This window comes from Pseudomonas sp. S35 (assembly GCF_009866765.1).
In the GTDB taxonomy this organism is placed as follows: Bacteria; Pseudomonadota; Gammaproteobacteria; order Pseudomonadales; family Pseudomonadaceae; genus Aquipseudomonas.
This window is the reverse complement of record NZ_CP019431.1, coordinates 1,811,168-1,830,575: the sequence shown is the minus strand read 5'-3', so window position 1 is coordinate 1,830,575 and position 19,408 is coordinate 1,811,168. Positions and strand designations below refer to the sequence as shown.

The window sequence follows — 19,408 nt, the reverse complement described above, 5'->3', positions numbered from 1 at the left end:
CCATTATGCGACATGTCATTTTGTGTTTATTGCTGATGTTCTCGATCCCGACATTCGCCAATGAGGCAGATCGTCTCGCCCAGGCGAATTTTCCGGCGCAGTCCCAGCAACTGGCGCTGAAAAACCAGGCCGTGCTGACCTATCTCTGGGCCGATGTGTATGCAGCGGCGCTCTACACCCCGGCGGACCTCGGCGCGAAGCAAGCCTGGGAACAGCAAAAGGCTGTCCGCCTGGTGCTGTATTACTTTCGCGATATCGACCGCAACGATGTAATCAAGGCCGCCACCACCACCCTTGAACGCCAACAGGCCAATGCGCGTTTAAAGCCGGAACTGGACCAATTGCACGCCAGCTTTCGTAACATTCGCAGCGGTGATCGCTATGCCCTGGACTTTCGTCCGGGCCGTGGCCTGAATTTGGAGATCAATGGCCAAGTGGTGTTCAGCAGCCGCAATGATGCGCTGGCAAGGGCCTACCTGGGCATCTGGCTGGCGCCCAAGGGCCTGTCTGATGAGTTGCGCGGCAAATTGCTGAAATGAAAAAGGGTGCCAGGTGCAGATGTTGCAGCTGAACCACCGCTATCGGGGGCTTACCCCCGATGAGGCCCTCACCCACACCACAAGCCCAGCCAAGAAAAAGCCCCGAACCAGTCGGGGCTTTTTCATTCACTGCAAAGGCTTAGCGCGGGAACGCAGGCGGGTTAACCCCGGCCATGTCTTCCATCACGCGAACCACCTGGCAGCTGTAGCCGAACTCGTTGTCGTACCACACGTACAACACAACGCGGTTGTCCTGGCTGATGGTCGCTTCGGCATCCACTACACCGGCGTGGCGCGAACCAACGAAGTCAGTCGAGACCACTTCCTGGGAATTGACGTAGTCGATTTGCTTATGCAGATCGGAGTGCAGCGCCATGTAGCGCAGGTACTCGTTCATCTCTTCGCGGCTGGCGGCTTTCTCAAGGTTGAGGTTGAGAATGGCCATCGACACGTTAGGCGTCGGCACGCGGATCGCGTTACCGGTCAGCTTGCCGGCCAGCTCAGGCAAGGCCTTGGCAGCAGCAGTGGCAGCACCGGTCTCGGTGATCACCATGTTCAGCGCGGCGCTACGACCACGGCGATCGCCTTTGTGGAAGTTGTCGATCAGGTTCTGGTCGTTGGTGTACGAGTGAACGGTTTCAACGTGACCGTTAACGATGCCGAACTTGTCGTTCACAGCCTTGAGCACCGGCACGATGGCGTTGGTGGTGCAGGAAGCGGCGGACACGATCTTGTCGTCTGCGGTGATTTCACCGTGGTTGATGCCGTGCACGATGTTCTTCAGCTTGCCTTTGCCAGGCGCGGTCAGCACAACGCGGTCGACACCCGGGCAGGCCAGGTGCTGGCCCAGGCCTTCGGCGTCACGCCATACGCCGGTGTTGTCCACCAGCAGGGCGTCCTTGATGCCGTACTGGGTGTAGTCCACCTCGGACGGGTTCTTCGCGTAGATCACCTGGATCAGGTTACCGTTGGCGGTGATGGTGTTGTTTTCTTCGTCAATGACGATGGTGCCGTTGAACGGACCGTGTACCGAGTCGCGACGCAGCAGGCTCGCGCGCTTGGTCAGGTCGTTGTCGGCGCCTTTGCGTACGACGATGGCACGCAGGCGCAGGCCGTCGCCGCCACCGGTTTTTTCGATCAGGATGCGCGCCAGCAGGCGGCCGATACGACCGAAGCCGTACAGTACAACGTCGGTGCCTTTGCGGGCTGCGGCGTTTTGCTGGCCAACCACGTCGGCCATTTCTTCACGCACGAACTGCTCGGCGGTGCGGCCAGCGCCTTCTTTGCGGAATTTGTACGCCAACTTGCCCAGGTCTACCGAGGCCGCGCCGAGCTTGAGCTCGCTCATGGCCTTGAGCAGTGGGAATGTTTCGTGGACGGAGAGTTCGCTGTCGTCGGCAGAGCGATGGCGCGCAAAGCGGTGCGCCTTGAGAATCGCGATGACGGACTGGTTGATCAGGCTGCGGCCATAGATCGAGCTCACCACATTGTTATTGCGGTATAGCTGACCGATAAGCGGGATCATCGCTTCTGCGAGTGCTTCACGGTCGATCCATTCACCAAGACACTGGTCGGGCTTCTGAGTCACGGGAACCTTCCACATGTAGGGGCTGAAAAAAGGGGCTACATTATGCCGCCCGAGTGTCCGGGGAGCAATGCGCACCGGACAACAAAAACGGCTTGCGCAAACTTGATACCTCGCTGGAGCCCAGTAAATACGCGGGCTTCAGAAGGCCACTAGTTGAGCGAGCAAGCCAACTTGTCCGTAACACTCCTAAACATTCGCGCTTTTTGGCACTACATATTGAGTCAAAACACGCCATTGTTTGTCTTAGCCACTACATTTCCTACAAACCGTAATAGGCACAGTCAGCAACTGACAGGCGGCACCTTGGCCCGTTACAATTACCGACTTTGTCGCAACGCTTGGAGCTCAACCTTCCGTGCCCGTTCTGCGTCTACCGCTACTCCCTGCTGCGGCAGGTAAACAGCACTGGGGCAACCTGCCCGGTGCCGCCCTGAGCCTGGCCATTGCCGAGGCTGCCAGCGCAGCCAAGCGCTTTACCCTGCTGCTTACCGCCGACAGCCAAAGTGCCGAACGGTTGGAGCAGGAGCTGAGCTTCTTCGCCCCCGATTTACCGGTGCTGCATTTTCCCGACTGGGAAACCCTGCCCTACGACCTGTTCTCGCCGCATCAGGACATCATCTCCCAGCGCATCGCCAGCCTGTACCGCTTGCCGGAACTGGCCCACGGCGTACTGGTGGTGCCGATCACCACGGCACTGCACCGCCTGGCGCCGACCAAGTTCCTGCTGGGCAGCAGCCTGGTGCTGGATATCGGCCAGAAGCTCGACGTCGAGCAGATGCGCACGCGCCTGGAAGCCAGCGGCTATCGCTGCGTCGACACGGTGTACGAGCACGGCGAATTCGCAGTGCGCGGCGCCCTGATCGACCTGTTCCCGATGGGCAGCAAGTTGCCGTATCGCATCGACCTGTTCGATGACGAAATCGAAACCCTGCGCACCTTCGATCCGGAGAACCAGCGCTCCATCGACAAAGTCGACTCGATCAAGCTGCTGCCCGCCCGGGAGTTCCCGCTGCAAAAAGACGCGGTCACCCGCTTCAAGGCGCGCTTTCGTGAACGCTTCGACGTCGACTTCCGTCGCTGCCCGATCTTTCAGGACTTGAGCAGCGGGATTACCCCCGCCGGTATCGAGTACTACCTGCCGCTGTTCTTCGACGAAACCTCCACGCTGTTCGATTACTTGCCTCAGGACACCCAGGTGTTCTCGCTACCGGGCATCGAGCAAGCGGCGGAAAACTTCTGGAACGACGTGCGCAACCGCTACGAAGAGCGCCGCGTCGACCCGTCCCGTCCTTTATTGCCACCGGCCGAACTGTTTTTGCCGGTGGAAGACTGCTTCGCCCGCCTGAAGAACTGGCCGCGTGTCGTCGCCAGCCAGCAGGATGTGGACGCCGGCAGTGGCCGCGAACGCTTTCCAGCGGGAACGCTGCCGGACCTGGCGATTCAAGCCAAAGCCACGCAGCCTCTGGAGGCGTTGTCCAACTTCCTCGGCGACTTCCCCGGCCGCGTGCTGTTTACCGCTGAATCCGCCGGCCGCCGTGAAGTGCTGCTCGAACTGCTGGAACGCCTGAAACTGCGGCCAAAAACCGTCGACAGCTGGCCGGACTTCGTAAAGAGCAAAGAACGCCTGGCGATCACCATCGCGCCGCTCGACGAAGGCTTGCTACTGGATGACCCGGCCCTGGCGCTGATCGCCGAGAGCCCACTGTTCGGCCAGCGCGTGATGCAACGTCGCCGTCGCGAAAAGCGCGCCGACGCCAACAATGACGCGGTAATCAAGAACCTCACCGAACTGCGCGAAGGCGCGCCGGTGGTACATATCGACCACGGCGTGGGCCGCTACCTGGGCCTGCAAACCCTGGAGATCGACAACCAGGCCGCCGAATTCCTCACCATGGAATACGCCGAGGGCGCCAAGCTCTACGTGCCGGTCGCCAGCCTGCACCTGATCGCCCGCTACACCGGCAGCGACGATGCCTTGGCGCCGTTGCACCGCCTGGGCTCCGAGACCTGGCAGAAAGCCAAGCGCAAGGCCGCCGAACAGGTGCGCGATGTGGCTGCCGAACTGCTCGACATCTATGCCCGTCGTGCGGCCCGTGAAGGCTATGCCTTCGCCGACCCGAAAGCCGACTACGCGACCTTCAGTGCCGGTTTCGCTTTCGAAGAAACCCCGGACCAACAAACCACCATCGAAGCGGTGCGCGCCGACATGCTCGCGCCCAAGCCGATGGACCGCCTGGTGTGCGGCGACGTGGGCTTCGGCAAGACCGAAGTGGCCATGCGTGCAGCCTTTATTGCGGTGCACGGCGGTCGCCAGGTGGCGATTCTGGTGCCCACCACCCTGCTCGCCCAGCAGCACTACAACAGCTTCCGCGACCGCTTTGCCGACTGGCCGGTGACCGTCGAAGTGATGAGCCGCTTCAAGTCGGCCAAGGAAGTGAATGCCGCCGTCGCCGATTTGGCCGAAGGCAAGATCGACATCGTGATCGGCACGCACAAGCTGCTATCGGACGACGTCAAGATCAAGAACCTGGGCCTGGTGATCATCGACGAGGAACACCGCTTCGGTGTGCGTCAGAAGGAACAGCTCAAGGCCCTGCGCAGTGAAGTCGATATTCTTACGCTCACGGCGACGCCGATCCCACGCACGCTGAACATGGCGGTGTCGGGCATGCGCGACCTGTCGATCATCGCCACGCCGCCGGCACGGCGCCTGTCGGTGCGCACCTTCGTGATGGAGCAGAACAAAAGCACGGTAAAAGAAGCACTGCTGCGCGAGTTGCTGCGTGGTGGCCAGGTGTACTACCTGCACAACGACGTCAAAACCATCGAGAAATGCGCCGCCGACCTCGCCGAACTGGTGCCGGAAGCACGGATCGCCATCGGCCACGGGCAGATGCGCGAACGTGAACTCGAACAGGTGATGAGCGACTTCTACCACAAGCGCTTCAACGTGCTGATCGCCTCGACCATCATCGAGACCGGCATCGACGTGCCAAGCGCCAACACCATCATCATCGAACGTGCCGACAAGTTCGGCCTGGCGCAATTGCATCAACTGCGCGGGCGTGTGGGCCGCAGTCACCACCAGGCCTACGCCTATTTGCTGACGCCGCCTCGCCAACAGATCACCTCCGACGCCGAGAAGCGCCTGGAAGCCATCGCCAACACCCAGGACCTGGGTGCCGGTTTTGTACTGGCCACCAACGACCTGGAAATCCGCGGCGCCGGCGAACTGCTGGGCGACGGTCAGAGCGGGCAGATCCAGGCGGTGGGTTTCACCCTGTATATGGAGATGCTCGAACGGGCGGTCAAAGCCATCCGCAAGGGCGAGCAACCGAACCTCGACCAACCCCTGGGAGGCGGTCCGGAAATCAACCTGCGCCTACCGGCGTTGATTCCCGAAGACTACCTGCCGGACGTGCACGCGCGGCTGATCCTGTACAAACGCATCGCCTCGGCCACCGACGAAGAAGGCCTCAAGGACTTGCAGGTCGAGATGATCGACCGCTTCGGCCTGCTGCCCGAGCCGACCAAGAACCTGGTGCGCCTGACCCTGCTTAAATTGCAGGCCGAGCAGTTGGGCATCAAGAAAGTCGACGCCGGGCCGCAGGGCGGGCGCATCGAGTTCGAAGCGCAGACGCCGGTGGACCCGTTGGTGCTGATCAAGTTGATCCAGGGCCAGCCCAACCGCTACAAGTTCGAAGGGGCTACGCTGTTCAAGTTCATGGTGCCGATGGAACGTGCCGAAGAGCGCTTTAATACCTTGGAGGCGCTGTTTGAGCGCCTCATCCCGAAATCTGTTTGAAGGACGCCCCAATGCGCCTGTTCCGCATGCTGAGCTTGTTGTTGGTGGTAGTGGCGCCTTCGGCATTCGCCGACAGCCCGTACCAGGTAGAAATGATCCTGGTACGCCAGAACGCGGAGCCGGTGATCAACAGCCGCGCCGCGCCGGAAAACTGGGATGCCGGGGCTGCGCGCCTGGGCGACAAAATGAGCCCGCCGCGCCTGAGCAACATCGTCGACAAGTTGCGCGCCGATAACAGCTACACCGTGTTGGCGCACAAGGCCTGGGAACAGAACCTCGGCGAACAGCCGGTCAAAATCGCGATCACCGACGGCCAGGAACAGTTCGGCCAGTTCCCCATCGAGGGCACGCTGAACCTGCAACTGGGGCGTTTTACCGACATCGATGCGCAGTTCTGGATCAACCAATTCGACAGCAACGGCAGTGTGATCGCCAGCGAACACCTGAACCAGACTGACGTGCGCACCAAGAACAACCAACTCAATTACCTCGACGGCGGCCATCTGGCGCTGCTGATCAAGATCACTTCGCTGACCGCCAAGCCACCCAGCGCACCGCCGCCCGACATCCAGGACTGATCCAGCGCCATGCCCCTGACGTCGTCGTTGACCAAGCCCCTGGCCCCTTCGTGGGCCAATCGCTTCAAAGAGCAAAGCCTGGAGCGCGGGCGACGTTATGCCTTGGAGAACCGTGTGCGTATCGTCGAGTCCGGCGACAGCACCATCATCGCCAGTTGCGAAGGCTCGGGTAGCAACGTTTACCGGCAGACCATTTCACTGCGCGAGTCAGCCAAGGGCACCTTGATCCTGGTGGACAGCCGCTGTACTTGCCCGGTGCACACCAACTGCAAACACATCGCCGCCGTGCTGCTCAAGGTCCAGGAAACGCTGGCCTATCCAGCCGCCGCCCAGGATGCCGAACTGCTGGAAAAACTCCAGGCCGTGCTGGACAACCGCGTGGTGTTGCCACAGGTGGTGATGGAAGACGTGATGCCGGTGCCGCGTTTGTGGCTGGCGAGTATCGAGTTCAGTGCGTTCGAACCGCGCAACGGCAAGATGCAACGCTATATCCAGCACCGTGCCGCGTTGTCGTTCAACTACTTGGGCAACTATGTCAGCGGGCAAAAGAACGCCGACATCATCGTGCGCCAGGACACCCAGAGCCTGCGCATCAAGCGCCACCCGGCGCTGGAACAGCCCTATCGCGAACACCTGCGCCTGCTGGGCTTCAAGATCGCCACACGCCAGAGCAAGGCCCTGCCGGAAAGTGCCGGCGAATTGTTCGAGATGGTCAATGACAGCGCCTGGCTGAACTTCACCCTCAACGCCTCGCCCACCTTGCGCGCCGAGGGCTGGGAGTTGCAGATCGACGAGGATTTCGGTTTCGACCTGAGCACGGTGGACGACTGGTACGCCACCGTCGATGAAGGGCCTGAGCGCGATTGGTTCGACCTGGAACTGGGCATTATCGTCAACGGCGAGCGGCTGAGCCTGCTGCCGATCCTGCTGAACCTGATGCGCTCCCACACCGAGATCCTCAACCCGGAAAAACTCGCACGGCGCCGTGATGACGAACTGATCCTGGTGAACATTCCCGGCCTGCCCAACGGCGGCCACGGCCCGTTGCAAGTGGCGCTGCCTTACGGTCGCCTGAAACCGGTTCTGGCAACGCTGGGCGAGTTTTACCTACAGGAAGCTGGCACCACCACCTTGCGCCTGGCCAAGGCCGATGCGATCCGGTTGAACCCGCTGGAAGACCTCCCGCTGCAATGGGAAGGCGGCGAGAAGATCCGCAATTTTGCCCAGCGCCTGCGGGATATCAAGGACTTCACCTGCGTAGCGCCCGAAGGCCTGAACGCGACCTTGCGCCCTTACCAGTTGGAAGGCCTGAGCTGGATGCAGTCGCTGCGCCAATTGGACGTCGGCGGGATTCTTGCGGATGACATGGGCCTGGGCAAAACCCTACAGACCTTGGCGCATATCCTCAGCGAAAAGATCGCCGGCCGCCTGGACCGGCCCTGCATGGTGGTGATGCCCACCAGCCTGATCCCCAACTGGCTAGACGAAGCGGCGCACTTCACACCGCAACTGCGGGTACAGGCACTTTATGGTGCCGGGCGTAAGAAACATTTCGCCAACCTGCAGGATTACGACCTACTGCTCACCACCTACGCCCTGCTGCCCAAGGACATCGACCACCTCGCCGCCCTGCCCTTGCACGTATTGATCCTCGACGAAGCCCAGTACATCAAGAACCCTTCCAGCAAGGCGGCCCAGGCAGCGCGCGAGCTGAATGCCCGGCAGCGCCTGTGCCTGAGTGGTACGCCGCTGGAAAATCACCTGGGCGAGCTGTGGTCGCTGTTCCACTTCCTGCTACCGGGCTGGTTGGGTGACGTGAAAAGCTTCAACCGTGACTACCGCGTGCCCATCGAAAAGCGCGCCAGTGAGGTGCGATTGCAGCACCTCAACGGTCGGATAAAACCCTTCCTGCTGCGCCGTACCAAGGAGCAAGTGGCAACGGAATTGCCGCCCAAGACCGAGATCATCCACTGGGTCGACCTTAACGAAGCCCAGCGCGACGTGTACGAAACCATGCGCCTGGCCATGGATAAAAAGGTCCGCGACGAGATCACCCGCAAGGGCGTGGCACGCAGCCAGATCATCATCCTTGAAGCACTGCTCAAGCTGCGCCAGGTCTGCTGCGATCTACGCCTGGTCAACGACGCCACCCTGCCCGCCCGCGGCAGTAGCTCGGGCAAGCTCGACAGCTTGCTGGACATGCTCGACGAGTTGTTTGCCGAAGGTCGCCGGATCCTGCTGTTTTCCCAATTCACCTCGATGCTGAGCCTGATCGAAGCCGAACTGAAAAAACGTGGCATTGCCTACGCACTGCTCACCGGCCAGACCCGGGATCGGCGCACGCCGGTGAAAGACTTCCAGAGCGGCAAGTTGCAGATCTTCCTGATCAGCCTGAAGGCCGGCGGCGTGGGCCTGAACCTGACCGAAGCCGACACCGTGATCCACTACGACCCGTGGTGGAACCCGGCCACGGAAAACCAGGCGACTGACCGTGCGTATCGTATCGGGCAAGAGAAGCCGGTATTCGTCTACAAGATGATTGCACGGGGCACGGTGGAGGAGAAAATCCAGCACCTGCAGAAGGAAAAGTCCGATTTGGCGGCGGGCGTGCTGGATGGGCGCACCACCGGGGATTGGCAACTGGCCAACGAGGATATCGAGGCGCTGTTTGCCCCACTGCCGAATAAGCAAGAGAAGCGCTGACTGTCGGATCGCCATCGGGGGCAGGCCCCCGATAGACGCGACTCAGTCTTCAGCCAATCAACTGAGCATCCCGCAGCGCAGTAAGCGCTGCCAACCAACGCGGATCCTGCTTGTACTCAGTCGAAGCAATCGCTTGCCCGCGCATCCGCGCAATACGCGCAGACGGCGTGACCTTCATCCGCTGCGCCGCAGTCAGAGCAAGCTCGGCCGCTGCACGGTCATTGCACACCAAGCCCATATCGCAGCCCGCCGTCAGCGCCGCTTCAATCCGACTGGCCGCATCGCCGACCACATGAGCGCCGGCCATGGACAGGTCATCGCTGAAAATCACCCCATCAAATTGCAATTCACCGCGCAGGATCTCCTGCAACCAGCGACGCGAGAACCCCGCGGGCTGGGCGTCAACCTGCGGGTAGATGACGTGAGCCGGCATCACCGCCGCCAATTGCTTGCTCAGGCGTGCGAAAGGCACCAGGTCATTGGCGCGAATCTGTTCCAGGCTGCGTTCGTCATTAGGAATCGCGACGTGGGAATCGGCCTCAGCCCAACCATGACCGGGGAAGTGCTTGCCCGTCGCGGCCATGCCGGCGCTGTTCATGCCGCGAATAAAGGCACCCGCGAGCACGGCGGCGCGCTCGGGGTCGCCTTCGAAGGAGCGCGTGCCGACCACAGCACTGCGCTGGTAGTCCAGGTCGAGTACGGGGGCAAAACTCAGGTCGAGGCCGACGGCGAGCACTTCGGTGGCCATGATCCAGCCGCACTGCTCGGCCAGGTATTCGGCGTTGGGGTTGTCCGCCAGCGCACGCATGGCCGGCAAGCGCACAAAGCCCTGGCGCAGGCGCTGTACGCGACCGCCTTCCTGGTCGACGGCCAGCAGCAGGTCGGGCCGCACCGCACGAATCGCCGCGCTCAATTCCCGCACCTGGCGTGGATGCTCGATATTGCGCGCGAAAATGATCAGGCCGCCCACTTCGGGTTGGCGCAACAGGTGACGATCCTCGGCCGTCAGCCAGGTACCGGCCACGTCGACCATCAAAGAACCTTGCAGGGCAGCAGTCATAAACCTTCCTTAAATAACGCACACAACCCGTTGCGCTCACGCGGCGCAATTGGCGCGGCGAGCACAACGGGTTGCGAGTAAATAGCTGAAATCGGCATGGCGGCTAGCTTAGCGGATGCAAGCGGCCGCGCACACCCGCAGCGGTCAAACCTTGGCGGGCGCCGCTGCGGTCTTGCTGCGTGGGCGCAACTGGGCAGCCGCCATGCTCGCATCGGTCACGCCGGTTTCGGCACGCATGCCGGCAGCGAGGAACGGCACCATCAGGCGCATGACCTGCTCGATGGAGGTGTTGACGCCAAAATCGGTCTCGGCAATTGCACGCAACGCCTTGATCCCGGACATGCTGAACGCGGCCGCACCCAGCATGAAATGCACACGCCAGAACAGTTCGATAGGAGGAATACGCGGCGCCGCTTCGTTGACCAGCAACATATAGCGACGAAATACCTTGCCGTACATGTCTTCCAGGTAACGCCGAAGGTGGCCTTGGCTCTGACTGAACGCCAGGCCCAACAGACGCATGAAAATCGACAGGTCGTTGCCACTGCGCGGTTGAACCACCAGGGCTTGCTCGACGAGGATTTCCAGCAACTCTTCCAGGCTGGGCTTGTTGTCAGCCTTGGCCTGGCGACGTTCGAGCTCACGGTCGAGACTGGCGCAGAACGGCCCCAGGAAGCGCGAGAACACCGCCTGGATCAGGGCTTTCTTCGAGCCGAAATGGTAGTTCACAGCAGCGAGGTTGACCCCGGCCTTGCTGGTGATCAGCCGCAATGAGGTTTCAGCAAATCCTTTTTCCGCGAACAATTGCTCGGCAGCATCGAGAATGCGTTCAACGGTTTCCGACTGGGCCATGACTACTCCGCCTGACAAACACTTGTTTGAAACATACGTTTCAGGGTGTGTCTTGTCAAGCCTGCGGGTTCGCTTTCCGGCCGGGCAGTCATCTATTTCATCGCTATTTAATCACATCCTTCCCGGTCTGTAGGCAGCGCTATCTCTAGCTTGTAGGACGGATGACAAATGACCGTCTAGCGGAGCCACAGAAAAGGATGATTGCCAAGCGCAGTTCACTGTATATAATCCCAGTCACTGTATAAAAAGACAGAGCGATCAACATGCTAAAACTGACGCCACGCCAAGCTGAGATTCTGGCTTTTATCAAGCGCTGCCTCGATGACAACGGCTACCCGCCGACACGAGCCGAAATTGCGCTGGAACTGGGGTTCAAGTCCCCCAACGCCGCCGAAGAACACCTCAAGGCCCTCGCTCGCAAAGGCGCGATCGAGATGACCCCCGGTGCGTCGCGCGGTATTCGCATCCCTGGCTTCGAAGCCAAGGCCGACGAATCGACACTGCCGATCATCGGTCGCGTCGCGGCCGGTGCGCCGATCCTGGCGCAGCAGCACGTCGAGGAGTCCTGCAACATCAACCCGACCTTCTTCCATCCGCGTGCCGACTACCTGTTGCGGGTACACGGCATGAGCATGAAAGACGTGGGTATCTTCGATGGCGACCTGCTGGCCGTCCACACCACACGCGAAGCCCGCAATGGCCAGATCGTCGTCGCACGTATCGGCGACGAAGTCACCGTCAAACGCTTCAAGCGCGAAGGCAGCAAGGTCTGGCTCCTGGCCGAGAACCCTGAGTTCGCCCCGATTGAAGTGAACCTGAAAGATCAGGACCTGGTGATCGAAGGCTTGAGCGTCGGCGTCATTCGCCGCTAAAGGAGGCATCATGCAGCTCGTACACACCCCACAACACACACAACTGTCGCTGTTCGAGGCCTTTATGGCCCAACCCCTTGCGCCCATCCTCAAGGAAACGGTCGAGGCGCCCTGGAGCGCCGAGCCCGAGGCGTTCAGTGAGCTGTCGTTGCGCGGTGCGGCCGGAAGCTGCCTGAGCCTGCTGGCGCCGATTCTTCGCGAGCTGAGCGAAGACCAGGATGCACGCTGGTTGACCCTGATCGCCCCGCCCGCCAGCCTGACCCAGGCCTGGTTGCGGGACGCCGGCCTCAACCGTGAGCGCATCCTGCTGCTGCAACCACGCGGCACGCAAAGTGCCCAGCAATTGACATGCGAAGCGCTGCGCTTGGGTCGTAGCCATACGGTGGTGAGCTGGTTGAACCCGCTGAACGCGACAGCCAAGCAGCAATTGATCAGTGCGGCACGCACGGGTGATGCGCAGAGCTTGAATATTCGACTGGGATAAGAAGCTGGGTCTGATGAAGACGCGAAGCGGGCTGGTTGTAGTTAGCATGCTCATTATGCTGAGCGAGCTTGTGTGGTGAGCGGGCTTGTGTGGTGAGCGGGCTTGCCCCGCGCTGGGCTGCGAAGCTGCCCTAGATAGATTAACTCGGTGTATCAGGTATTCCACGGTGTCTGGTTTTGGGGCCGCTTGGCAGGGGACTGTCATAAATTTTGTGTTCGGGCATAACATGTTGATAGAGGTGCATGTATGCCGACCAAAAAGAAACCGGCCCGTGAGGCCCTGCGAGACCTTCCATCTATTCCAAAAGAGCTGATCGACCAGTTCGTCAGCGGCCCGATGAGTGCCGAAGCCATTCAGGATGCCTCGATGGCGTTTAAAAAGGCACTTATCGAGCGAGCCCTTGGTGCCGAGTTGGGCCACCACCTTGGCTACCCTCAGGGCGCGGAGCGCCCTGAGGAATCGAGCAACCAACGCAACGGCAAAAGTGGCAAAACGGTGCTGACCGATGACGGCCCGTTGCGTCTCGACATTCCCAGAGATCGCGATGGAAGCTTTGCCCCGATCTTGATCCCTAAGCATGAGCGCCGTTTTACAGGCTTTGATGACAAGATCATCGCGATGTATGCCCGAGGTATGACGGTTCGCGAAATCCGGGCGTTTCTCTCGGAACAGTACGGAACAGACGTCTCCCACGACTTCATCAGTTCTGTCACTGACGCAGTTTTGGAGGAGGTTACCGCCTGGCAACAGCGACCGCTTGAACCGATGTACCCGGTAATTTTCTTCGATGCATTGCGAGTCAAAATTCGCGACGAAGGCCTGGTTCGCAACAAAGCGATTTACTTGGCACTGGGAGTATTGCCGGACGGAACGCGAGATATCCTGGGAATTTGGATTGAAACAACCGAAGGCGCCAAGTTTTGGATGAAGGTCTTTAACGACCTGAAAACCCGAGGTGTCGAAGACGTCTTGATCGCGGTGACTGATGGTCTCAAAGGCATGCCCGAAGCGCTGAGTGCTGTATTTCCTGAGACGACATTGCAGACCTGTATCGTCCACTTGATCCGTAACAGCCTCGATTACGCCCCGTGGGATAAGCGCCGTGAGCTGGCCAAGGCACTGAAGCCGATCTATCAAGCACTCAATGTTGACGCTGCAGAACAAGCGCTACTGGCTTTCGAAGCCGGGCCTTGGGGTAAGCAATATCCGACGGTCGTATCGGCTTGGAAACGTGCTTGGGATCGAGTTATACCGTTCTTTGTGTTTCCCCCGGCGATACGCAAAGTGATCTACACAACCAACGCCATCGAGAGTATCAATGCCCAGTTGCGCAAGATCATCAAGACGCGAGGCCACTTCCCAACGGATGAGGCCGCGACAAAACTAATCTGGCTGGCATTGCGAAATATCACCGCGAACTGGGGCAGCGCAGCTCATGATTGGAAGAGCGCGATGAATCAATTTTCGATTCTGTACGGAGATCGATTTATCAGGCCGACCTGGTAAAGCTAGGGCCTGCCTGACGGCAGGCCGTAACCGGCCCGCACACAAAAAATCTGACACTCTCCTTGGCAGCCCAACGCGGGGCAAGCCCGCTCACCACCCAAGCCCGCTCACCACCCAAGCCGGCTCGCCACAACAGCGAACCCACTTGCCACACTCAGTGAAGAACCCGCGACCCATCCTCTTTCTCCGGCTCGCCTTCCGCCAGACGACCCGCCATCTGCACGCCCACACTCAACATGGCTTTTGCCACTTCCACGTGCTGGCCTTGCAGGAACGCTTTTGCGTCCTCGGAAAAATCCAGAATAACCAGAGAACCTTCGTCCTCAGCCCGGCGCAGTTCGATTCGGCCGTCAGGCAACTCAACAATTTCCAGAAAGGACGTCGGCATAAAAGTCTGTTCTCCACGAAAGGCCGGGATTATATCAGTCATCCACCCAGCCTCGCTGAGGATCTGAACAGGTTTCTTTACAGCATGATGAACGGCGCTTTCTCAATTCAGGGCGGCTTTAGCACTCGTTCAAACCTTCACGAAAACGCAGCGCCATCTTCTTAAGCTCCTGACGCCAGCCCTCCAACGCTTCCCGGCTCAGTGGCTTGGGCTCGTCCTCTTCCAACGCAACTGCGACGATCAACGGCTGAGTCACATCACCCTTTGGCACGTGGGGAACACGCGGCGGCTGGAACATATCCGAATGAGCCTTGAGCAGACGCGCGACCCAACTGTCGGGGCTCTGGGCCATTTCCACCAGCTCAGCAAGTTCAGGAATCGCCATGCTTTCCAGCACTTCACGATTCATGATCATTTCCGCACGGGGTGAGCCGGCCTGTGGCAAACGGTAGAACCCGGCGATTTCATGGCAAAGACCCAGCAAGGCACCGTACAGGTGGAACAAGGCTGCTTCACGCCCCGCCTGAACCAGCGCGATAGCATTCATCTCCTTCCCTTCCTCGGCACGCCCAAGGGCTTCCAGGGACAAACCCGCGAAGTAAATTTTCTGATTGGTACGGGTATAGAGTTCGTTGGCCATGACGGCAATCTCCACAACGAATGAGGCGTGATGCTGGCTCAACAGTGTCACGGATCAACCGAGCCCACTGCAAGCGCAAAAAAAGGCCGCCCATACAGGCGGCCTTTGTCTATGACAGATCAGTCGATCACGCGCCCTGGCGCTTGTCCTCGACCTTCCACTTGCCGCCGTCGTAGAACGCTTTCCAGCCCGTAGGCTTGCCGTCCACTTCGGTCTGCACGTACTGCTCCTTGGTCTTGCGGCTGTAGCGGATCACGGCTGGGCGACCATCCGGGTCCTTCTTCGGCGCTTCACACAGGAAGTGGTACTTAGGATCGATCTCGTCCTTGTGCGGCACGATCTCCATCACCAGCGGCGCACGGGTCTCGCGGTTTTTCGGGAATTGGCTGGCGGCCAGGAACAGACCCGAAGCGCCGTCGCGCAGGATATAGGTGTCGTTGACCTTCTCGCACTTGAGTTCCGGCATCTTCACCGGGTCCATCTTCGGCGGCGCGGCATCCCCGCTTTTCAGCAGTTTGCGCGTGTTCTTGCAGGTTGGGTTGGTGCAACCGAAGAACTTGCCGAAACGGCCAGTCTTGAGTTGCATCTCGCTGCCGCACTTGTCGCATTCCAGGCTAGGACCTTCGTAGCCCTTGATGCGGTAAGTCCCCTCTTCAATCTCGTAGCCGTTGCAATCCGGGTTGTTACCGCAGATATGCAGCTTGTGCTTCTCGTCCAGCAGGTAGGCGTCCATCGCCGTGCTGCAGATCGGGCAACGGTGCTTGCCACGCAGCACCAGCGACTCGGACTCACCCTCGTCGTCGGCGGCGATTTCATCACCCGGCACCAGGTTGACGGTGGCCTTGCAGCGCTCTTTCGGCGGCAGGCTGTAGCCCGAGCAACCAAGGAACACACCAGTGGATGCCGTACGAATCTGCATCGGACGGCCGCATGTCTGGCACGGGATGTCGGTCATCACCGGCTGGTTGGCACGCATGCCGTTCTCAGGGCTTTCGGCTACTTCGAGTTTTTTCTTGAAGTCACCGTAGAACTCGTCCAGCACGTTTTTCCAGTCGCGCTCGCCCTGGGCCACGTCATCGAGGTTCTCTTCCATACCGGCGGTGAAGCCGTAATCCATCAGGTTGGAGAAGCTCTCGGACAAGCGCTCGGTAACGATATCGCCCATCTTTTCCGAATAGAAACGACGGTTGTGCAGCGCCACGTAGCCACGGTCCTGGATAGTGGAGATGATCGCCGCGTAGGTCGAAGGACGACCGATGCCACGTTTTTCCATCTCCTTGACCAGGCTGGCTTCCGAATAACGCGCCGGCGGCTTGGTGAAGTGCTGGGACGGGTCGAGCTTGATCAGCTTTAGCGTATCGCCTTGGGCCATGTCCGGCAGCACATCGTCGTCGCCCGGCTTGGCGATTTGCGGCATCACCCGGGTATAACCGTCGAACTTGAGGATACGGCCCTTGGCACGCAGCTCGAAGTCGCCTGCGCCCACACTGACGGTAGTCGACAGGTATTGCGCTGGTAGCATCTGGCAGGCCAGGAACTGGCGCCAGATCAGCTCGTAGAGGCGCTCAGCGTCGCGTTCCATGCCGCTCAGCTTGCTTGGCTCGGTGTTGGCGTCAGAAGGGCGAATCGCTTCGTGAGCCTCTTGGGCGCCTTCCTTGCTGCTGTAGACGTTCGGCTTCTCCGGCAGGTACTTCTTGCCAAACTCGCTTTCGATATACGTGCGCGCCATCGCCACCGCATCTTGCGACAGGTTGGTGGAGTCGGTACGCATATAAGTGATGTAGCCGGCTTCGTACAGACGCTGGGCCATCATCATGGTTTTCTTCACACCGAAGCCCAGGCGGTTGCTCGCGGCCTGTTGCAGGGTGGATGTGATGAATGGTGCCGACGGCTTGCTGCTGGTCGGTTTGTCTTCGCGCTTGACGATGCTGTAGCTGGACGCCTTGAGCTTTTCCAGCGCAGCCATGGCCTGGGCTTCGTTCAGCGGCTTGAAGGCCTCGCCTTTCTCGCGGGCCACTTCAAAGCGCACGTTGTTGCCCTTGGCAGTACCGAGGTCGGCGTGGACTTCCCAATACTCTTCAGGGTTGAACGCACGGATCTCACGCTCACGCTCCACCACCAGCTTGACCGCTACCGACTGCACACGGCCGGCGGACAGGCCACGGGCGATCTTCGCCCACAGCAGCGGCGAGACCATGTAACCCACCACGCGATCGAGGAAACGCCGGGCCTGCTGGGCGTTGACGCGGTCTATGTCCAGCTCGCCCGGCTTGGAGAAGGCTTCCTGGATGGCTTTTTTGGTGATTTCGTTGAACACCACACGCTTGTAGCGGCTGTCGTCACCGCCGATGGCTTCCCGCAGGTGCCAGGCAATGGCTTCCCCTTCGCGGTCCAAGTCCGTTGCGAGATAGATGGTGTCGGCATCTTTGGCGAGCCTGCGCAGCTCTTCGATGACCTTTTCCTTGCCCGGAAGGATTTCGTACTTGGCCTTCCAGCCATGATCCGGGTCCACACCCATGCGCGAGACCAGCTGCTTGCGCGCTTTCTCTTTTGGCGTGAGCACCGGACCTTCGCCCGCAGCGGCCTTGCCGCGCTTGGCGGCAGGCTCCTTGCTGGCGCTAGCCGAACCGCTGGTGGGCAGGTCTCGGATATGGCCGATACTCGACTTCACCACGTACTCGTTACCCAAGTACTTGTTGATGGTCTTGGCCTTAGCCGGGGATTCCACAATGACCAGCGATTTGCCCATGGATCGGAAAATTCCTGAATTCGAGAAGTGAGAGGCAGTTGGCGCCTGTCGCGGCAACGCTATATATAGTGGCAACAAGGTGAGGTCAAGCGCAGCATTCTGCGCGACCTGCCGTTATTGCCCTTTAAAAAGACTGGCTTCGGCCTGGACCAAAGCAAAGCGCGGGACCTGCTCGCCGTCAACTTCGACGGTCTCCAGGAACATGCTCAAGGGGCGCACCCAAAAGCCGTATTCACCATACAGCGCTTGGTAGAACACCACTTCTTCTTCCGTCTCGGAGTGCCGCGCCACACTGAAAACACGGTACTGCGGACCTTTATAATGCTGGTAGAGCCCTGGTTCGACTTTCATGCTCTGGCCCCCTTACAAAATTTGTTAAAAAAAAAATACGAAATCACCCAAAAACAAAAACCGGGGCACTGGGCCCCGGCTTCCGTCAACCGAACGCTTAGACGCGTTCGAAGACGGTGGAAATGCCTTGGCCGAGACCAATGCACATGGTGGCTACCCCAAGGTTGCCGCCATTTTGCTTCATCACGTTAAGCAAAGTGCCAGAGATCCGTGCACCGGAGCAACCAAATGGGTGGCCCAGGGCAATCGCACCGCCGTGCAGGTTAACCTTCTCATTCATCTTGTCGAGCACTTTCAAATCTTTCAGCACCGGCAGGGCCTGTGCGGCGAAAGCTTCGTTGAGCTCGAAGAAGTCGATATCAGAGATGGTCAGGCCCGCGCGCTTCAAGGCTTTTTGTGTGGCCGGTACTGGACCATAGCCCATGATCGCGGGGTCCACACCCGCCACGGCCATCGAACGGATCACTGCCAGCGGCTGGATGCCCAGGTCCTGGGCCCGCTGCGCCGACATCACGATCATGCACGAAGCACCGTCGGTGATTTGCGACGAAGTGCCGGCCGTCACGGTGCCGCCCTTTGGATTGAAGGCAGGTTTCAAGGCTGCCAGGCTTTCCAGGGTGGTATCCGGACGGATGGTTTCGTCGTAGTCGAACAATTTCAGGAAACCGTTCTCGTCGTAACCGTTCATCGGGATGATTTCATCCTTGAACTTGCCTTCCACGGTCGCCTTGTGGGCGAGTTGGTGGGAGCGCACGCCGAATGCATCCTGGGCTTCGCGGGTAATGCCGTGCATCTTGCCAAGCATTTCTGCGGTCAGGCCCATCATGCCCGAGGCTTTCGCCGCGTACAGGGACATGTGCGGGTTAGGATCGACGCCGTGCATCATGCTGACGTGGCCCATGTGCTCCACGCCACCGACCACGAACACATCACCGTTACCGGTCATGATCGCCTGGGCGGCGGTGTGCAGCGCGCTCATCGACGAACCGCACAGGCGGCTGACGGTCTGGCCAGCGGCCGTGTGCGGGATCTGGGTCATCAGCGACGCCATGCGCGCGATGTTCCAGCCCTGCTCCAGGGTCTGGTTGACGCAGCCCCAGATCACATCCTCGACTTCGTTCGGGTCGACCTTGACGTTGCGCTCCAGCAGTTTGCTGATCAGGTGCGCCGACATGTCTTCAGCGCGGGTGTTGCGGTGCATGCCGCCCTTGGAGCGGCCCATCGGCGTGCGACCGAAGTCGACAATCACGACGTCTCTTGGATTCAAGCTCATAAATATTCTCGCTCAAGTGT

Annotated in this window: 15 protein-coding genes; 7 read left to right on the top strand and 8 right to left on the bottom strand. The window is 60.0% G+C overall.

Going from position 1 to position 19,408, the window contains the following annotated elements:
* Window positions 1-5: 5 nt before the first annotated feature.
* The gene (locus tag PspS35_RS08210; protein ID WP_159933502.1) at window positions 6-539 is read left to right on the top strand and encodes a chalcone isomerase family protein; all 534 of its coding nucleotides are present in this window, start codon (window positions 6-8) and stop codon (window positions 537-539) included.
* Between the two features lie 139 nt (window positions 540-678).
* On the opposite strand, the gene PspS35_RS08205 is transcribed toward PspS35_RS08210, so the two are convergent.
* Window positions 679-2,142 (bottom strand): glyceraldehyde-3-phosphate dehydrogenase, encoded by a 1,464-nt coding sequence (locus PspS35_RS08205; RefSeq protein WP_159933501.1) that lies wholly within the window; start codon window positions 2,140-2,142, stop codon window positions 679-681.
* Between the two features lie 340 nt (window positions 2,143-2,482).
* Between PspS35_RS08205 and mfd the strand changes: the two genes are divergently transcribed.
* From mfd to PspS35_RS08190, 3 genes are read left to right on the top strand one after another with little or no spacing between them, the layout of a single operon-like run.
* A complete protein-coding gene (mfd, locus tag PspS35_RS08200; RefSeq protein ID WP_159933500.1) occupies window positions 2,483-5,932 on the top strand; it encodes a transcription-repair coupling factor in 3,450 nt (1,149 codons plus the stop codon).
* Window positions 5,933-5,943: 11 nt separating this feature from the next.
* Window positions 5,944-6,510 (top strand): CsiV family protein, encoded by a 567-nt coding sequence (locus PspS35_RS08195; RefSeq protein ID WP_159933499.1) that lies wholly within the window; start codon window positions 5,944-5,946, stop codon window positions 6,508-6,510.
* A gap of 9 nt (window positions 6,511-6,519) precedes the next feature.
* Window positions 6,520-9,213 carry a DEAD/DEAH box helicase gene (locus PspS35_RS08190; protein ID WP_159933498.1) on the top strand — a complete coding sequence of 898 codons (2,694 nt, stop codon included), beginning with the start codon at window positions 6,520-6,522 and terminating at the stop codon, window positions 9,211-9,213.
* A 49-nt stretch (window positions 9,214-9,262) separates the two neighbouring features.
* Here the strand turns inward: PspS35_RS08190 and nagZ are convergent, their stop codons facing one another.
* Window positions 9,263-10,273, bottom strand: coding sequence for a beta-N-acetylhexosaminidase (gene nagZ / locus PspS35_RS08185; protein WP_159933497.1), 1,011 nt, complete (start codon window positions 10,271-10,273; stop codon window positions 9,263-9,265).
* A 144-nt stretch (window positions 10,274-10,417) separates the two neighbouring features.
* Window positions 10,418-11,125 carry a TetR/AcrR family transcriptional regulator gene (locus tag PspS35_RS08180; protein WP_159933496.1) on the bottom strand — a complete coding sequence of 236 codons (708 nt, stop codon included), beginning with the start codon at window positions 11,123-11,125 and terminating at the stop codon, window positions 10,418-10,420.
* A 263-nt stretch (window positions 11,126-11,388) separates the two neighbouring features.
* Here PspS35_RS08180 and lexA point away from each other — a divergent pair, with 263 nt between their 5' ends.
* The 3 genes from lexA (at window position 11,389) to PspS35_RS08165 (ending at window position 13,987) form a co-directional block, all read left to right on the top strand.
* Window positions 11,389-11,997: a transcriptional repressor LexA gene (gene lexA / locus PspS35_RS08175; protein WP_003172575.1), complete on the top strand. Its 609-nt coding sequence runs from the start codon at window positions 11,389-11,391 to the stop codon at window positions 11,995-11,997.
* 10 nt (window positions 11,998-12,007) lie between these two features.
* Complete coding sequence (gene sulA / locus PspS35_RS08170; RefSeq protein WP_159933495.1) at window positions 12,008-12,481, top strand: SOS-induced cell division inhibitor SulA; 474 nt, start codon at window positions 12,008-12,010, stop codon at window positions 12,479-12,481.
* A 246-nt stretch (window positions 12,482-12,727) separates the two neighbouring features.
* A complete protein-coding gene (locus PspS35_RS08165; protein WP_159932780.1) occupies window positions 12,728-13,987 on the top strand; it encodes an IS256 family transposase in 1,260 nt (419 codons plus the stop codon).
* A gap of 154 nt (window positions 13,988-14,141) precedes the next feature.
* On the opposite strand, the gene PspS35_RS08160 is transcribed toward PspS35_RS08165, so the two are convergent.
* The 5 genes from PspS35_RS08160 to fadA all read right to left on the bottom strand — a co-directional run bounded on the left by PspS35_RS08160 (window position 14,142) and on the right by fadA (window position 19,388).
* Window positions 14,142-14,375 carry a hypothetical protein gene (locus tag PspS35_RS08160; RefSeq protein WP_032889274.1) on the bottom strand — a complete coding sequence of 78 codons (234 nt, stop codon included), beginning with the start codon at window positions 14,373-14,375 and terminating at the stop codon, window positions 14,142-14,144.
* 118 nt (window positions 14,376-14,493) lie between these two features.
* On the bottom strand, window positions 14,494-15,015 hold the full coding sequence (locus PspS35_RS08155; protein WP_159933494.1) for a DUF6586 family protein: 522 nt from the start codon (window positions 15,013-15,015) through the stop codon (window positions 14,494-14,496).
* Window positions 15,016-15,142: 127 nt separating this feature from the next.
* A complete protein-coding gene (topA, locus tag PspS35_RS08150) occupies window positions 15,143-17,764 on the bottom strand; it encodes a type I DNA topoisomerase (protein ID WP_159933493.1) in 2,622 nt (873 codons plus the stop codon).
* Between the two features lie 114 nt (window positions 17,765-17,878).
* Complete coding sequence (locus tag PspS35_RS08145) at window positions 17,879-18,115, bottom strand: DUF1653 domain-containing protein (protein ID WP_159933492.1); 237 nt, start codon at window positions 18,113-18,115, stop codon at window positions 17,879-17,881.
* A 97-nt stretch (window positions 18,116-18,212) separates the two neighbouring features.
* A complete protein-coding gene (gene fadA, locus PspS35_RS08140) occupies window positions 18,213-19,388 on the bottom strand; it encodes an acetyl-CoA C-acyltransferase FadA (protein ID WP_026136849.1) in 1,176 nt (391 codons plus the stop codon).
* Window positions 19,389-19,408: the final 20 nt, after the last annotated feature.

Bases quoted from the DNA above. Each gene is read 5' to 3' on its own strand.
- PspS35_RS08160 (WP_032889274.1), bottom strand. From the start codon at position 14,375: ATGCCGACGTCCTTTCTGGAAATTGTTGAGTTGCCTGACGGCCGAATC.
- sulA (WP_159933495.1), top strand. From the start codon at position 12,008: ATGCAGCTCGTACACACCCCACAACACACACAACTGTCGCTGTTCGAG.
- PspS35_RS08155 (WP_159933494.1), bottom strand. From the start codon at position 15,015: ATGGCCAACGAACTCTATACCCGTACCAATCAGAAAATTTACTTCGCG.
- PspS35_RS08195 (WP_159933499.1), top strand. From the start codon at position 5,944: ATGCGCCTGTTCCGCATGCTGAGCTTGTTGTTGGTGGTAGTGGCGCCT.
- PspS35_RS08210 (WP_159933502.1), top strand. From the start codon at position 6: ATGCGACATGTCATTTTGTGTTTATTGCTGATGTTCTCGATCCCGACA.
- PspS35_RS08165 (WP_159932780.1), top strand. From the start codon at position 12,728: ATGCCGACCAAAAAGAAACCGGCCCGTGAGGCCCTGCGAGACCTTCCA.
- nagZ (WP_159933497.1), bottom strand. From the start codon at position 10,273: ATGACTGCTGCCCTGCAAGGTTCTTTGATGGTCGACGTGGCCGGTACC.
- PspS35_RS08205 (WP_159933501.1), bottom strand. From the start codon at position 2,142: ATGTGGAAGGTTCCCGTGACTCAGAAGCCCGACCAGTGTCTTGGTGAA.
- PspS35_RS08145 (WP_159933492.1), bottom strand. From the start codon at position 18,115: ATGAAAGTCGAACCAGGGCTCTACCAGCATTATAAAGGTCCGCAGTAC.
- lexA (WP_003172575.1), top strand. From the start codon at position 11,389: ATGCTAAAACTGACGCCACGCCAAGCTGAGATTCTGGCTTTTATCAAG.
- topA (WP_159933493.1), bottom strand. From the start codon at position 17,764: ATGGGCAAATCGCTGGTCATTGTGGAATCCCCGGCTAAGGCCAAGACC.
- fadA (WP_026136849.1), bottom strand. From the start codon at position 19,388: ATGAGCTTGAATCCAAGAGACGTCGTGATTGTCGACTTCGGTCGCACG.
- PspS35_RS08190 (WP_159933498.1), top strand. From the start codon at position 6,520: ATGCCCCTGACGTCGTCGTTGACCAAGCCCCTGGCCCCTTCGTGGGCC.
- PspS35_RS08180 (WP_159933496.1), bottom strand. From the start codon at position 11,125: ATGGCCCAGTCGGAAACCGTTGAACGCATTCTCGATGCTGCCGAGCAA.